15 protein-coding genes are annotated in these 14657 nt (G+C 68.1%); 13 read left to right on the top strand and 2 right to left on the bottom strand.

Annotation, left to right across the window (positions count from 1 at the left end):
- Positions 1–3: 3 nt before the first annotated feature.
- Positions 4–1383 (bottom strand): glycosyltransferase family 87 protein, encoded by a 1380-nt coding sequence (locus CFB81_RS33185; protein ID WP_089437958.1) that lies wholly within the window; start codon positions 1381–1383, stop codon positions 4–6.
- Positions 1380–2618 carry a glycosyltransferase family 87 protein gene (locus tag CFB81_RS33180; protein ID WP_089437957.1) on the bottom strand — a complete coding sequence of 413 codons (1239 nt, stop codon included), beginning with the start codon at positions 2616–2618 and terminating at the stop codon, positions 1380–1382. Before CFB81_RS33180 ends, CFB81_RS33185 begins: the two co-directional genes overlap by 4 nt.
- 1050 nt (positions 2619–3668) lie before the next feature.
- Here CFB81_RS33180 and CFB81_RS33175 point away from each other — a divergent pair.
- The 13 genes from CFB81_RS33175 to CFB81_RS33115 all read left to right on the top strand — a co-directional run bounded on the left by CFB81_RS33175 (position 3669) and on the right by CFB81_RS33115 (position 14630).
- Complete coding sequence (locus CFB81_RS33175; protein WP_069619945.1) at positions 3669–3860, top strand: Flp family type IVb pilin; 192 nt, start codon at positions 3669–3671, stop codon at positions 3858–3860.
- Positions 3861–4008: 148 nt separating this feature from the next.
- Positions 4009–4200, top strand: a complete 192-nt coding sequence (locus CFB81_RS33170) for a Flp family type IVb pilin (RefSeq protein WP_050015343.1) — start codon at positions 4009–4011, stop codon at positions 4198–4200.
- Between the two features lie 82 nt (positions 4201–4282).
- Positions 4283–4501, top strand: coding sequence for a Flp family type IVb pilin (locus CFB81_RS33165; RefSeq protein WP_069619946.1), 219 nt, complete (start codon positions 4283–4285; stop codon positions 4499–4501).
- 28 nt (positions 4502–4529) lie between these two features.
- Complete coding sequence (locus CFB81_RS33160; protein WP_069619947.1) at positions 4530–5069, top strand: prepilin peptidase; 540 nt, start codon at positions 4530–4532, stop codon at positions 5067–5069.
- A gap of 43 nt (positions 5070–5112) precedes the next feature.
- Positions 5113–6513, top strand: a complete 1401-nt coding sequence (locus CFB81_RS33155; protein ID WP_069619948.1) for an ATP-binding protein — start codon at positions 5113–5115, stop codon at positions 6511–6513.
- A 35-nt stretch (positions 6514–6548) separates the two neighbouring features.
- Positions 6549–7388: a Flp pilus assembly protein CpaB gene (gene cpaB / locus CFB81_RS33150; protein ID WP_069619949.1), complete on the top strand. Its 840-nt coding sequence runs from the start codon at positions 6549–6551 to the stop codon at positions 7386–7388.
- 104 nt (positions 7389–7492) lie between these two features.
- A complete protein-coding gene (locus CFB81_RS33145) occupies positions 7493–9412 on the top strand; it encodes a type II and III secretion system protein family protein (RefSeq protein ID WP_089437956.1) in 1920 nt (639 codons plus the stop codon).
- Positions 9413–9432: 20 nt separating this feature from the next.
- Complete coding sequence (locus CFB81_RS33140) at positions 9433–9729, top strand: hypothetical protein (RefSeq protein WP_069619951.1); 297 nt, start codon at positions 9433–9435, stop codon at positions 9727–9729.
- 25 nt (positions 9730–9754) lie between these two features.
- Entirely contained in the window at positions 9755–11026 is a 1272-nt protein-coding gene (locus CFB81_RS33135; RefSeq protein ID WP_089438180.1) for a pilus assembly protein TadG-related protein, read from the top strand.
- A 13-nt stretch (positions 11027–11039) separates the two neighbouring features.
- Entirely contained in the window at positions 11040–11573 is a 534-nt protein-coding gene (locus tag CFB81_RS33130) for a TadE/TadG family type IV pilus assembly protein (protein ID WP_069619953.1), read from the top strand.
- A complete protein-coding gene (locus CFB81_RS33125; RefSeq protein WP_089437955.1) occupies positions 11570–12013 on the top strand; it encodes a TadE/TadG family type IV pilus assembly protein in 444 nt (147 codons plus the stop codon). Before CFB81_RS33130 ends, CFB81_RS33125 begins: the two co-directional genes overlap by 4 nt.
- Before the next feature lie 22 nt (positions 12014–12035).
- Positions 12036–13244 (top strand): AAA family ATPase, encoded by a 1209-nt coding sequence (locus CFB81_RS33120; RefSeq protein WP_089437954.1) that lies wholly within the window; start codon positions 12036–12038, stop codon positions 13242–13244.
- 18 nt (positions 13245–13262) lie between these two features.
- Positions 13263–14630 (top strand): CpaF family protein, encoded by a 1368-nt coding sequence (locus CFB81_RS33115; protein WP_069619956.1) that lies wholly within the window; start codon positions 13263–13265, stop codon positions 14628–14630.
- Positions 14631–14657 lie beyond the last annotated feature (27 nt).

The raw sequence follows: 14657 nt of genomic DNA, 5'->3' as shown, positions 1-14657 counted from the left end.
GTTTTACCGGTGGGCGCCGAGCGTCAGGCGGCCGGTGCGGCGCATGCCGTGCGCCGGGCGGTGGTGCGGTCGGACCGGGTGTGCGAATTCGGTCTCGGTCGAGATGTCGCGCGCGTCCGGCATCGACGGCACGTCGCGTCTTTCCTGGGCGATCCGGCTGACGAGCAGCGCGAGCGACGCGAGCGTCACGAGCGGCATGAACTGGAACGACAGATGCGGCACGATCGCGAGGCTCGCGAGCGGCATCGGCCACAGCAGCATCAGCCATTCGCGATCGAAGCGCCGCCAGCCGTGCGTCCACGCATAACGTGCGTACCACGCGATCACGATGCCGTACCACGTCAGGTCGTAGTCGTACAGATAGGGGCTGACGAGCAGGCATGCGCATGCGAGGGTCGCGGCGCGTAGCGCGTACGAACACGCGCCGCGCCACGCGTAGACGACGGCAATCGCCGCGCCCGCCGCCGACAGCAGTTGAAGGCCGCGCGCGACGAGCGCGGGCCAGCCGGCCATCGTCGCGAGCGCGAACAGGGTGGGCATGCGCGCGAGCTTGGCGTGGCCGGTGCCGACGATCGTATAGACGTGGGCGATCAAGTGCATGAACGCGATCCACGGGCCGACGCCGAACGCGAGCGTCGCGAGCAGGGCGCTGACGGCGATCGTCGCGGCCCATGCGCCGAGTGCGCGCCATTGCCCGGCACACAGCAGCGCGAGCGGGAACAGCACCGCGAGCTGCGGCTTCATCGTCAGCAACCCGAAACAGATGCCGGCGGTGACGGGGCGGCGGTTCAGCGCGAGCAGCCCGAAGGCGACGAGCGTCGCGGTGAAGAGACTCGTCTGCCCGACGATCACCGTGAGGAATGCGCCGGGGAACGCAAGCGCGCACAGCCACGCGGCGTCGCGCTGCACGGTCGCGCGCATCGCCGCGGCGAACAGCGCGTACGTGATCGCGAGCCACAGCACGAGCGCCAGCGTGTACGGCAGCCAGCCGAGCGGCAGCACGAGCAGCAGCATCGTCGGCGGATAGAGCCACGGCAGTGTGCCGTCCGCGAGGGTCATCGTCGGGATAGCCAGTTGCTGGACCGCGAACAGCGTGGAGTAATGCCACGCGTCGCCACCGTGCCCGTGCGCGGCAAGCCATGCGGCGCTCCAGACCGGCGAGAAATCCTGCGACAGCGGGTCCAGCGCGCCGTCGTGCGACAGGTGCACGCGGATCAGGTAAATGACGATGAACAGCAGCTCCGTCAACAGCACGCCGGCGGCATAGAGCCGCACGCGATCGCGGTTGAGCCAGTGCGGATGGCGGCGCGGGCCGGCGATCGGGAGTTCCGGATGCACGTCGGCGGCAGGGTGCGCGTGGCGGGCGAACGACGGCGTTTTCATCGTGCGCTCCGGGAGGCGAGCGCCGTGCGGCGCACCACGACGAACAGCACCGCAAGCAGCACGAGCGGCCCGATTTGCGGCAGCTTCATCAGCCGGTTCAGCATTTCGAAAATCGGCAGCAGCCACGCGAGCACGAGGATGCCCTGGTCGCAGGGCAGCCAGCCTTCGTCGAGACCGTGCGCGATCAGGCAGAACACCGCGATGCCGAGCCACGTCAGTTCGTAGTTCCACAGGTACGGCGTCGTCAGCAGCGTGGCGACCGCCAGTACCGCGCCGCGCAGCCGCATGTCGCGCGTGCGGCGCCATACGTCGACGGCCGCGGCGAGTGCGACGAGCGCGACCGCCGCCTGGGCGGCCAGCGCGGCCGCCACCGGCGCGCCCGCGAGCCGCAGCGCGGCGAACGGCGTCGGCGACGCGAGCCAGTACGACGCGAGCATGAAGTGCTGCTCGCGTACCGTCGACATCGCATGACTCAACCCGTGCAGCGCGGCGGGGCCGGCCAGTGCGACGCCGGCGGCCGCGAACAGCGTCGCGCTGAGCGCGGCCGCCGCGAAGGTGCGCCAAGCGCGCGTCGCGATCAGCACGAACGGGAACACGATCGCGAGTTGCGGCTTGATCGCGAGCAGCCCGATCAGTACGCCCGCCACGACCGGGCGCTTGCCGAGCAGATGCAGTGCGAGCGCGGCGAGGCCGGCGGTCAGGATGCTGTTCTGGCCGAACAGCGCGGACATGCACACCGCCGAATACGCGACGACGACGAGCGCCGCGGCGCGCGGCACGGGAAGATGCGCGCGCAGCCCCGACAACCGCGAGACGGCGAACGCGTAGCATAAAAGACTGCCCGCGAAAAAGAGGAAGTAAGCGGGCAGGAAAGGCACGAGGGCAACCGGGGCGATGAACAGCAGCATCGTCGGCGGATAGAGCCAGGGAAGCGGCCGGTTTTGCAGATACGCACCGAAGTGCGCGAACTCGGCCTGCAGGAATGACGACGTGTCGTAGGCCGCCGCGGCATGGCCTTGCAACACGAGATGCGATGCGGTCCAGAAGACCGAGAAGTCGGTACCGGGGCGGGCGGTGGCGTTCGACGTGAAGCCGTCGGTCACGACACCCCACACGATCAGCAGCGCAACGAAGAGCATCAGCATGATGCAGCTGTACGGAATGATCCGGTCGGCCGTCAGCCATTGAGCACAGCGTATTGCGCGATCGCGCGTTTCACGATTGGCTGTGTACATGATGCCCCGTCTGTGGTGTGGCCGCGTGGTCTGTCGCAGCCGTTTGATGTTGTCGTGCCTGCGGATCGATCGCTCTGAAATGGCGTTGTCCGGTGAATTCATTGTTGAAGAAAAAAACGCGTGATGCAAACCAGGCACGGCCGGACGGCATTGAATGTGTTCAGCGATTCGGGCGAAAACCGCCATTTCTGGTATGAAAAAACGCCGCCGCCCGGATTCGTGTTTCTGACCTGAAACATTCCGCGATTCTTGCCGGCTGTGCATGCCGCCGAACCCGTCTCGCGCGAACGCCTCGCCGCGTTCGGGAAAATCCCGAGAAAATTTTTTTGGCCCTTTGTGCAGCGCGGCGACGGACGTCCGGGCGGGCGGCGCTCGCCCGGACCGCATATATCAAAGTTGAAACATTTCGGTAGCCGGGCGTTTGACGGGCACGCGTGCGAATCGCCGGAACCCTTGGTACGCCTCGATTCCGCCCGGGATGGTCCGCTCTTTGCGTAAGCGTTGGCACGGCAGTCGACGACGGGGCGACCGGGCGGTTCAGGCAACAGGCAGTGGAACCGGCTCGCGAATCGCCTGCGGAAACGATGGTCCGGAGCGCGTCGGGGAACACGCCGCTCCCGTCCGATCAACCGCGGGAACCGTCGTCGAACGACCCACCAGACCTGGCAGCTTCCGGGCAATAAGAAATCGGCATGGCAGTACATGGGGAATAAAAATGAATGACCACAGCACATCGCGGATCGCAAGCCGCGTTAAAGACACATTGCAGCTTTGCCGGGAGTTCCTCTCCCGTTCAACCGGATTCCATGCGTCGAATGGCCGCCGTGCCGTTCCGGTCGCTCGAGCCGCCCGATTCGTCCGGCCGGTCGCACCGTACACGCGTTTCTCATGTTCCGTCTCGCCGATACCCGTTCGCACGGACCGCGGTAGTCCGCCCCGTTTCCGCGACTGATCGTCGGCTTCCGATTTCTAGCGTAGTGCCGGTGGTGCCCACCCCCGACGTCTTGATCGACGAAGGGTATTTCATAGCAGTCCGAAAGGAGAGTGCTCATGTCAAGAATCATCGAAAAGGTCGCGTGGTTCGTCCAGGATCAGGACGGCGTGACGGCCATTGAATACGGCCTCATCGCCGCCTTGATCGCGATCGGCATCGTCGCCGCGCTGGCGACGGTCGGTACGGATCTGAAGACCGTGTTCAGCACGATCGCCGCGGATCTGGACTCGGCGGTAGCAGGCCTCTGATGGATGGTACGACGAACGGTTTGTCCGATCGTTCGAATCGTTCGTCGGCGCCACACGGCATCAACGATATTCCTCGACGTATCGATGCACGGTCATCCGACCAGCCGGTGCGCGAGGGTTTTGAAAGTCACCACGCAAGGAGAACATCATGTCCAAGTTCATTCAACAAGCCGGCCGTTTCATTCGCGACGAAGACGGCGTGACCGCCATCGAATACGGCCTGATCGCCGCGCTGATCGCCATCGGCATCATCGCCGCGCTGTCGACCATCGGGAAGGACCTCAAGACCGTGTTCAGCACGATCGCGGCCGACCTCGATTCGGCGGTTGCAGGCATCTGATGCACCGCGCCGCGGGCGGCTCGGCTGGTGCAGTGTTCGAGCCGTCCCCGGCGATTCCGTCACCCGGAAACCGGAGACCATCATGCAAGCCATCACGCGTGTCGCCCGTCGCTGGATCGCCGACGAACGGGGTGTGACGTCGATCGAGTATGCATTGCTCGCGTCGATGTTCGCCATCGCGGTGCTGGGCACCGTCGTCACGCTGAAGGGCTCGCTCGCCGATGCCTACGAGATGATCGCCGCGGCCGTGACGGCCGCCGTGGCCACCGCCGTGACCACCGCGTTGTCCATGGTTTCCTGATCCACCGATTCGATACGCGAGGTTCGCCATGCTTCCCGTTGCGCCGCCTTATCCGGTTCCGTTGTGCGTGACGCTGCTCGCGGTCGCCGCGGCCAGCACGGACATCGCGAGCCGTCGCATTCCGAATCGCCTCGTGTTGCTCGGCCTGGCCGGCGCGCTGGTTGCGCAGTGCCTGTTGCACGGCGTACTGGCAGGCGTGCTCGGATGGCTCGCCGGGGCCGCGACCGGTTTCGGCCTGCTGCTGCCGTTCTACCTGTTGCGCGGGATGGCGGCGGGCGACGTGAAGCTGATGCTGGCGATCGGCGCATGGGTCGGCGCGGAAATGACGTTTTACATCGTGCTGGCCACGTTCCTGGCCGGCGGGATCGGCGCCATCGCCTACGCGCTGCTGCGCGGGCGGGTGCGCCAGATGTGGGCGAACGTGCGCACGCTGATCGTGCGGCGCTCGCAAGCGGCGCGCGCCGAGGCCGACGACGGCCCCGCCGAGATCGCGTCGGTCGGCACGCTGCCGTACGGCGTGGCGATCGCGGTCGGCACGCTGGGCATGCTGTTCGCGTCGTGCGCATAGCGCGACGGATCCGCAACGAGGACGCAACGAGGACGCAACGATCATGAACACGAACCACACCGAACGGGGACGCGACGCGCAGGTGGCACGGCTGCCCGATCCGCCGCCGTCGCGGGAGATCCATACGAAGCTGGGCGCGCAGCTGCCGCCGGCGCCGCGCTCGCTCGCCGACACCGGGCTGAGCATGGCGTTCGTCGCCGGGCTCGTGCTGAAGTCGACGCTGGTGCTCGGCCGCCCGTCGTACGGCGACCTGATCGAGCGGCACTGCCTGCCGCTCGCGGTGCTCGACGACGTCTTTGCGTTCCTGGTGCGCGAGCATCTCGTCGAGTTGACCCATCGCGGCGCGACCGATCTCGACGTGACGTTCCGCCTGACCGATGCGGGCCGCGTGCTCGCGCTCGAGGAGCGGGAACGCAGCGGCTACAGCGGGCCCGCGCCGGTGACGCTCGACACGTATCTGGCGAGCGTGGCCGCGCATTCGGTGCGCAAGCTGCACATCGGCCAGAGCGACGTGTGGGCGGCATTCGAAGGCATCGTGATCGACACGGCGGTGCTCGATGCGGCGGCCGCCGCGCTGAACGCGGGCCGGCCGCTGCTGATCTACGGCCCGGCCGGCAGCGGCAAGACCTTTCTCGCCGAGCGGCTCGGCGCGCTGATGCACGGCCGCGTGCCGGTGCCGCACGCGATCTGCGCGGCCGGCGAAGTGATCCAGGTCTACGACCCGCTCGTGCACGTCGACGCGGAGGCGCCGGGCGGCGGCCAGTCGGTCGATCGCCGCTGGCGCCTGTGCCGCCGGCCGGTCGTGATGTCGGGCGGCGAGCTGACGCTCGACGAACTCGACCTGCGTCGCGACGAAGCGGCCGGCTTCTACCAGGCGCCGCCGCACATGAAGGCGAACATGGGCATGTACGTGATCGACGACCTCGGCCGCCAGCGTGTCGAGCCGCGCGACCTGCTCAATCGCTGGCTGCGTCCGCTCGATCGCGGCGTCGATTTCATGACGCTCGAATCCGGCAATCGCTTCGTGCTGCCGTTCGACGTATGGCCGGTGTTCTCGAGCAACCTGGCGCCGGAGCAGTTCTGCGACGACGCGTTCCTGCGCCGTCTCGGCTCGAAGCTGCACGTCGGCGCGATGTCGATCGACGACTACCGCTCGGTGTACGACGCGGCTTGCACGTCGCTCGGGCTCGTATCGGCGAGCGATGCGTTCGACTTCCTGCTGCATCGGCTGCATCTGCCGACCGGCAAGGCGTTTCTCGCGTGCTTTCCGGCGGACCTGCTGCGCCTCGTGGCCGCCGGCGCGCGTTACCGCGGCGATCCGCCCGAGGTGACGCACGACGCGCTGTACGACGCGTGGGCGAGTTACTTCGGCGCGGCGCCTGAACGGGACGGCAGCCACCCGCCGCCCGTCGAGCGCGGGGGCCGTACGTTCATCACCGGTTGAGCGGTTTCTTTCACGATTCGTCGAGGAGCATTGCCATGAAAAACAGTCGAGCAGTCATGATGCTGGTCGTCGCGATGATCGCGGGTCTCGCCGCGGTCGTGTTCGCGTCCCGCTGGCTGATGCAGACATCCACGAGCTCGGTCACGTCCGTCGCGGTGGCCACCACCGACCTGAACCTGGGCGAGCCGCTCGGGCCGAACCAGATCCACATGGTGAGCTGGCCGTCGGGCAGCGTGCCGACGGGCGCGTTCACCGACACGAAAGCGCTCGAAGGGCGCGTCGTGCGCACCAGCCTCGCGCGCGGCGAGCCGGTGATCGAATCGAAGCTCGCGCCGGTCGGCACGAAGGGCGGGTTGTCCGCGGTGATCGCCGACGGCAGCCGCGCGATCACGGTGCGCGTGAACGACGTGGTCGGCGTCGCCGGCTTCGCGCTGCCGGGCAACTACGTCGACGTGATCGTCAACACGCAGGAACAGCAGGGCAAGACCGACGGGCAGAGCATCTCGAAGATCGTGCTCGAGCACATCCTCGTGCTCGCCGTCGCGCAGCAGGTCAGCCGCGACGACACGGCGCCGAAGGTGGTCAACGCGGTGACGCTGGAAGTCACGCCCGACCAGGCCGAACGGCTCGACCTCGCGCGCAGCGTCGGCACGCTGTCGCTCGTGCTGCGCAACCAGGTCGACCAGAAGACGCTGACCACCGGCGGCGCGACCAAGATGACGCTGCTCGGCAAGGAGCCCGCACCGGCCGCGCCGCCGGCGCCCGTCCAGGTACGGCCGGTCCGTGTGCACGTCGCGTCGCACGCGGCGCCGGAAGTCCGGCGCGACTGCGTCGGCGTGCTGACGGGCGTGAAGGGCAGCGTCGAGTGTTTCTGAAGCCAAACCAACCAGCCATACAAACAAACCGGCCGCCGGCAACGCGCGGCGGCCTTGGAAGTCGATAACCGGCACGGCGCCGGTCTCTCGGGGGATCAGACGAAATGAAGATCAAACCGCAACGCACAGGTACCGGCCCACTGCGCACACGCGTCGCACGGGGCACGATGATGGCCGCGATCCTCTGTTCGGGATGGCTGACCGTATATGGCGCACTCGCCCAGGAAGGCATCGAATCGGCGGTGCTGACCAAGGGCGGCGCCAGCGCACCGGCCGCGGTCGGCAAGGGGCCGATGCAGATGACGATCAGCATGACGCCGGCGCCGGCCGCCGCGCCCGCCGCGTCGGCGGGGCCGCTGCGCGGGCCGAACTGCGTCGGCGCCGTGCGCGAATCGACCAGCGTCGCGGTGCCGCTCGGCAAGTCGCTGCTGGTGCCGATGCCGGAGCCGGTACGCAACCGGACGATCGGCAATCCGGCCGTCGCGCAGGCGACGATGGTGTCGCCGCAGACGCTGTACATTCTCGGGCTCGCGGTCGGCACGACCAACATGATCGTGCAAGGCAGGAGCGGCGCATGCCGGGTGATCGACGTCGCGGTCGGCGCGGACGCCGGCGGGCTGCAGGCGTCGCTGCTGCAACTGATGCCGAACGAGCGCGACATCCACGTGTCGACCGCGGCCGGCACGATCGTGCTGGCCGGCACCGTGTCGAGCTCGCAGGCCGCGCAGCAGGCCGTGCAGATCGCCCATGCGTACGGCGACAGCGCGGGTGACGGCAAGCAGGGCGGCGGCGTGCTCAACATGCTGAACGTCACGTCGCCGCAGCAGGTGATGCTCGAGGTGAAGGTGGCCGAGGTGTCGAAGACGCTGATCAACCAGATGGGCAGCGCGTTCAACATCCAGGGCGGGTTCGGTTCGTGGAGCGGCGCGCTGGTCAGCAACCTGCTTGCCGGCGTCGCGAGCGGCGCGGTGTTCAACAAGGCGAACAACAAGCCGTTCAGCATCGCGGCCGACGCGCAGAACACCGACAACCTCGTGAAGATCCTCGCCGAGCCGAACCTCGTGACGATCAGCGGCCAGGAAGCGACGTTCCTCGCGGGCGGCAAGATCTTCATCCCGATCCCGCAGAGCAGCGGCAACGGCACGTCGTCGATCACGCTGCAGGAAGAGGAATTCGGCGTCGCGCTGAAGTTCACGCCGACGGTGCTGGCCAACGGCCGGATCAGCCTGAGGGTCGCGCCGGAAGTGTCGGAGCTGTCGCAGACGGGCGTCACGCTGAGCGCGACCAACATCGGCGGCACGTCGATCCTGCCGCTGATCACGACGCGGCGCGCATCGACGACGGTGCAGATGAGCGACGGCGAATCGTTCGCGATCGGCGGGCTGATCAAGGACAACGCGACCGGCGCGCTGAAGGCGATCCCCGGCGTCGGCGAAGTGCCAGTGCTCGGCGCGCTGTTCCGCAGCACGTCGTTCCAGCAGGACCGCACCGAGCTGATCTTCCTGATCACGCCGCACCTGGTGAAGCCGCTGCAGACGGCGGACGTCGCGCTGCCGACCGACAGCTTCTCGAAGCCGAACGAAATCGACGTGTATGCGACCGGCAACATGGAAGGCCGCCGCGGCGTGCGCAAGGCAGGCGCCCAGCCGATGCAACCCGCGAACGGTGCAGCCGCCGCGCCGCAGACGCCGGCCCAGGCGCCGGCGCCCGCTCCGGCGCCGAAATCGGAAGCACCGGTCGTGCCGGCCGCGCTGCCCGCGCCGCGCGCGCCGCAAGCCGACGTGCAGCCGTCGATGCCGGCCGAGCCGCCGAAAGCGCCGGCGCCGGTCGCGGCCGCCGCTCCGCAGCCCGATGCGGCCACCGCGGCGCGCGTCGCACGCATCGAAGCCGCCGCCGCGCGTCTTGCGGCCGCCGGCGCCGAACCGTCGGCCCAGCCGTCGACGCGCACCAAGCACCGGATCGCGGCGGCGCCCAACGCGCAGATCGCGCGTACGGGCGCGGAACCCCAGTCCACCGATCGTTGAAGCCATCCAAGGGGAAGCTCATGAAATCCGCCTACCTCGTATTCGTGCGCCGCGCGGCGCTCGCCGTCCCGCTCGCGTTCGCGCTTGCCGGCTGCATGTCGTCGACTCCGGTGTGGGACAGCCGCTTCGGCGACTCGGTCCGCACCGTGATGCACGCCCAGATCATCGATCCGCATGCCGGCGAACATCCGGCCTCGGCGGCCGGGGTCGACGGCGCCGCCGCCGCGGCCGCGCTCGACAACTACGACAAGTCGTTCAAGCAGACCGTGCCGCCCGCCAACGCGTTCGTGATCGGCATCGGCAAGGCCACCCAATAACGACGGCATGCTCAGGGAGAACGCCATGAACCGCGCAGCCCGCTATCCGAAACTCACGCGTCGCAGCCTGCATCGCCAGCGCGGTGCCGTCGCGATCATCGTCGGCCTCTCGCTGGCGGTGATGATCGGGTTCGTCGGGCTCGCGCTGGATCTTGGCAAGCTGTACGTCACGCGCAGCGAACTGCAGAACAGCGCCGATGCCTGCGCGCTGTCGGCCGCGCGCGACCTGACCTCGGCCATCAGCCTGTCGGTGGCCGAGGCCGACGGCATCGCCGCCGGCCACCTGAATTTCGTGTTTTTCCAGAAGACGTCGGTGCAGATGTCGACGAACGCGAACGTCACGTTCAGCGATTCGCTGACCAATCCGTTCCTGACCAAGGACGCGGTCACGAAGCCGGCGAGCATCAAGTACGTGCAGTGCACCGCGACGCTGAGCAACATCGCGCACTGGTTCATCGAGGTGCTGAACGTGCTGCCGGGCACGAAGCTCGCGAATGCGGCGGAAGTGTCGGCGAGCGCGATCGCGACCGTCGGCGGCGGGCAGACGACCTGCGCGATTCCCGTGTTCGTGTGCCGCGGCCCGTCCGATCCGCCCTACAAGGTCGGCGACTGGATCTCGTCGCCGTCCGGGTCGTCGTCGACCTACGGGCCCGGCAACTTCGGCTGGGCGGCGCTCGACGGCTCGACGAACGAGACGACGCTCGCGAGCGAGCTGTCGGGCAATACCTGCAACATCACGAGCCCGCCGGACCTGGCCACCACGGGCCTGAAGTCGGCGGCGCTGCGGGCCTGGAACACGCGCTTCGGCATCTATACGAACGGCGCGAACGGGTCGAGCGGCCAGCCCGACTTCACCGGCTACGCGTATGTCGGCCCGAACTACGGGCCGCCCGGAACGCCGGGCATCAAGGGCGACGCGTACACGCAGTTCGTGGCCGACCGCGCGAGCTTCAAGCCTTACCAGGGCGACGGCGCACCGCCGTCGGGCAGCGGCATCTCGACCAACGGCACGGCGACGGCGAGCAACTACGCGACCTACGGCAGCGACCGGCGCCTCGCGCTCGCGCCGGAGGGCGACTGCTCGACGCTGTCCGGGAGCAGCGGCAAGGTGCACGTCACGCAATGGGATTGCGTGCTGATGCTCGATCCGCTCCCGTTCAGCGCCGGCAGCGGCGCCATCGTCGCGCACCTGGAATACCTCGGCTCGTCGGTGTCCGGCAACAACCCGTGCGCGACGCACGGCCTGCCCGGCAGCGGCAGCGCGTCCGGAACCCAGGTTCCGATGCTCGTTCAATAGCGGAGAGACGATCATGAAGAAGCCGTCGATTCGTCGTTCGCGCACCCGCGGCGCCGTCGCCGTCGAGTTCGCGCTCGTGCTGATGCCGATGATCATGCTGGCGACCGGCGTGGCCGAATTCGGCCGGGCGATCTACCAGTACGAGACGCTGACCAAGGCAACCCGCGACGCGGCGCGCTACCTGTCGGTCTGGTTGCCGACCGACAGCGCGTATCCGGTGGCGCAGGCGCAGTGCCTGGTCGTCTACGGCAGCACGACGTGCGGCACGTCGGGCACCGAGCTGGTGCCCGGGCTCACGACGTCGATGGTCACGATCTGCGACGCGCAGCACACGACCGGCTGCAGCGATGCGTCCGATCCGGCGCAGTTCGCGAACCTGCCGACCTACGATTCGAACAACAACGCGGCAAGCGGCACGGCCACGGGCGCGATCAACGTCGTCGAAGTGAAGATCAGCGGCTACAAGTACCAGCCGATCCCCGCGTACCCGGGGCTGCCGTCGATCACCTTCGGCAACATCGTCACCGTGATGAGGCAAGTATCATGAACGTGCGCCATGTTCCGCTGTCCCGCCGGCGCGCCCAGCGCGGCGCGGCGATCGTCGAATTCGCCCTCGTCGCGATGGTGCTGATCATGCTGCTGATCGGCATCTTCGAGTTCGGCCGCGTGCTGTTCTACTGGAACACCGCGAGCGAAGCCGTGCGCCTCGGCGCACGCACGGCGGTGGTCTGCGACGTGAACGCCGCGGGCGTCGTGAAGCGCGTGCGATCGCTGCTGCCGCTGCTGTCGAACGCGAACGTGTCGGTCAACTACACGCCGTCGAGTTGCGACATCAACACGTGTTCGTTCGTGACGGTGAGCGTCACGAACGTCACCGTCAAGACCATGATCCCGTTCATGAACGTCACGCTGAAAATGCCGCCGTTCACGACGACGCTGCCGCGCGAAAGCCTGAATTCCGCGACGGGCGGCTCCGCCTGCAACTAATCGACAAGACGAGGCACACGACATGATCAATATCCTCGTAGCTTCCGACGATACCGCGCGGCTCACGCAGATCGCGCGTCTCGTGGCCGACTGCGGACGCTATCGGACGACACGCGCCACCGGCCGGCCGTCGCAGATCGAACATCGCACCGACGGGCTCGACGCGTTCGACATCCTGCTGGTCGACGGCACGTCGCTCGAACCGTTCGAGCTGTCGGCGATCGAGCGCATCTGCCGCGCGCATGCGGGCCTGACCTGCATCCTCGTGACGTCCGACGCATCGCCGCACGTGCTGCTCGATGCGATGCGTGCGGGCGCGCGCGATGTGCTGCAATGGCCGCTCGATCCGCAGGCGCTCGGCCACGCGCTCGGCCGGGCCGCCGCGCAGAGCACGCGGCGCGATACCGACGACACGCGAATCGTGTCGTTCATGTCGTGCAAGGGCGGCGCCGGCACGAGCTTCGCGGCCAGCAACGTCGCGTTCGAGATCGCCGAGGGTTTCAAACGCCGCGTGCTGCTGATCGACGTGAACCAGCAGTTCGCCGACGCGGCGTTCCTCGTCAGCGACGAAACCCCGCCGTCGACGCTGCCGCAGCTGTGCGCGCAGATCGAGCGGCTCGACAGCGCGTTTCTCGATGCGAGCGTCGCGCACGTGACGGAAAACTTCCACGTGCTGGCCGGCGCCGGCGACCCGGTCAAGGCCGCCGAGATGCGCGAGGACGCGCTCGAATGGATTCTCGGCGTGGCCGCGCCGCGCTACGACTTCGTGATCTTCGACGTCGGCGTCGGCATCAATCCGCTGTCGATGGTCGCGCTCGATCGCAGCGACCAGATCCAGCTCGTGCTGCAGCCCGCGATGCCGCACGTGCGCGCCGGCCGCCGGCTGCTGGAGATCCTCGTGTCGCTCGGCTATTCGACCGACCAGTTGCGGCTGATCGTGAACCGCGCGACGCGCGCGAGCGAGCGGACCCGCACCGCGCTCGAGGAAGTGCTCGGGCTGCAGGCGGCCTGCACGATTCCCGACGACGCCGACACGGTGCTCGAAGCGATCAACCAGGGCCACCCGGTGTCGCGGCTCGCACGCGGCTCGGCGGTCGCACGGGCGTTGCAGGGCTATGCGAAACAACTCGTCGACGGCGAGGTGCGCGCGGGACGCAGCGCGACGCACAGCGAGCCGTTGATGTCCCGGCTGTTCGGCCGCAAGGCCACGCCGAAGCTCAAGTCGATGTAATTCTTACGGGGAACCATCATGTCATTGCGCGAACAGATGTCCTTGCACCGGGCCCAGCCGGTGGCGACAGGCAGCGAGACGGCCGGCCCGGCGCATTCGTCGGTGCGCGACGCATACCAGAAGCTGCGCCGCGAAATTCACCTGGCCGTGCTCGAGCGCGTGGAACTCGAGCGCCTGTCGCGGCTGCACCCGGACCAGGTCCGCATGGAGATCGGCTCGCTGATCGCGCGGATCCTCGACGAGGAGCGGATGCCGGCGAACGACATCGAGCGGCGCCAGCTCGCGATCGACGTGTACGACGAGATGTTCGGCTTCGGCCCGCTCGAAGCGCTGCTGCGCGACCCCGGCATTTCCGACATCCTCGTGAACACGTACCGGCAGGTCTACGTCGAGCGCTGCGGGCAGCTCGAACTGACCGACGTGACGTTCTACGACGATGCGCACCTGATGAAGGTGATCGAGAAGATCGTGTCGCGCGTCGGGCGCCGCATCGACGAATCGAGCCCGATGGTCGACGCGCGGCTGCCGGACGGTTCGCGCGTGAACGCGATCATCCCGCCGTCCGCGATCGACGGGCCCCTGATGTCGATCCGTCGTTTCGCGGTCAACCCGCTGAAGATGGACGACCTGGTGCGCTACCACAGCCTGACGCCGCCGATGGCCGAGCTGCTCGACGCGCTGTCGCGCGCGAAGGTGAACGTGCTGGTGTCGGGCGGCACCGGCAGCGGCAAGACGACGCTGCTCAACATCCTGTCCGGCTTCATTCCGCGCAACGAGCGGATCGTGACGATCGAGGACGCCGCCGAGCTGCAACTGCAGCAGCCGCACGTGCTGCGGCTCGAAACGCGCCCGCCGAACATCGAGGGCAAGGGCGAGATCACGCAGCGCACGCTGGTGCGCAACGCGCTGCGGATGCGCCCGGACCGGATCATCCTCGGCGAAGTACGGGGCGCCGAAGCGCTCGACATGCTCAACGCGATGAACACCGGCCACGAAGGCTCGCTCGCGACGATCCACGCGAACACGCCGCGCGACGCGCTGACGCGGCTCGAGAACATGGTCAGCGTGTCCGGCCTGACGCTGCCGCCGAAGACGATGCGCCAGCAGATCGCGTCGGCGATCTCGGTGGTCGTGCAGGCGGCGCGGCTCACGGACGGCAAGCGCAAGATCATCAGCATCCAGGAACTGACCGGGATGGAGGGCGACATCATCAACATGCAGGAGATCTTCACGTTCAAGCGTACGGGCGTGGACCGCGACGGCTCGGTACGCGGCCACTTCTGCGCGACCGGCGTGCGGCCGAAGTTCGTCGAGCGGCTGCAGGCGTTCGGCATCAACCTGCCGGATTCGCTGTACGACCCGTCCACGCGGTACGAGGCGGACTGACGCCAGGGCGTCGTGTGCTGCCGGGGA

The organism is Burkholderia sp. AU28863 (assembly GCF_002223195.1).
Lineage (GTDB): Bacteria > Pseudomonadota > Gammaproteobacteria > Burkholderiales > Burkholderiaceae > Burkholderia > Burkholderia sola.
The sequence above is the reverse complement of the archived record's forward strand: the minus strand, read 5'-3'. Positions and strand labels throughout refer to the sequence as shown.

Coding starts and splice junctions, on each gene's coding strand:
- CFB81_RS33130 (WP_069619953.1), top strand. CDS start 11,040: ATGAAGAAGCCGTCGATTCGTCGTTCGCGCACCCGCGGCGCCGTCGCC.
- CFB81_RS33165 (WP_069619946.1), top strand. CDS start 4,283: ATGCAAGCCATCACGCGTGTCGCCCGTCGCTGGATCGCCGACGAACGG.
- CFB81_RS33160 (WP_069619947.1), top strand. CDS start 4,530: ATGCTTCCCGTTGCGCCGCCTTATCCGGTTCCGTTGTGCGTGACGCTG.
- CFB81_RS33115 (WP_069619956.1), top strand. CDS start 13,263: ATGTCATTGCGCGAACAGATGTCCTTGCACCGGGCCCAGCCGGTGGCG.
- CFB81_RS33155 (WP_069619948.1), top strand. CDS start 5,113: ATGAACACGAACCACACCGAACGGGGACGCGACGCGCAGGTGGCACGG.
- CFB81_RS33175 (WP_069619945.1), top strand. CDS start 3,669: ATGTCAAGAATCATCGAAAAGGTCGCGTGGTTCGTCCAGGATCAGGAC.
- CFB81_RS33170 (WP_050015343.1), top strand. CDS start 4,009: ATGTCCAAGTTCATTCAACAAGCCGGCCGTTTCATTCGCGACGAAGAC.
- CFB81_RS33145 (WP_089437956.1), top strand. CDS start 7,493: ATGAAGATCAAACCGCAACGCACAGGTACCGGCCCACTGCGCACACGC.
- CFB81_RS33120 (WP_089437954.1), top strand. CDS start 12,036: ATGATCAATATCCTCGTAGCTTCCGACGATACCGCGCGGCTCACGCAG.
- cpaB (WP_069619949.1), top strand. CDS start 6,549: ATGAAAAACAGTCGAGCAGTCATGATGCTGGTCGTCGCGATGATCGCG.
- CFB81_RS33125 (WP_089437955.1), top strand. CDS start 11,570: ATGAACGTGCGCCATGTTCCGCTGTCCCGCCGGCGCGCCCAGCGCGGC.
- CFB81_RS33185 (WP_089437958.1), bottom strand. CDS start 1,383: ATGAAAACGCCGTCGTTCGCCCGCCACGCGCACCCTGCCGCCGACGTG.
- CFB81_RS33135 (WP_089438180.1), top strand. CDS start 9,755: ATGAACCGCGCAGCCCGCTATCCGAAACTCACGCGTCGCAGCCTGCAT.
- CFB81_RS33140 (WP_069619951.1), top strand. CDS start 9,433: ATGAAATCCGCCTACCTCGTATTCGTGCGCCGCGCGGCGCTCGCCGTC.
- CFB81_RS33180 (WP_089437957.1), bottom strand. CDS start 2,618: ATGTACACAGCCAATCGTGAAACGCGCGATCGCGCAATACGCTGTGCT.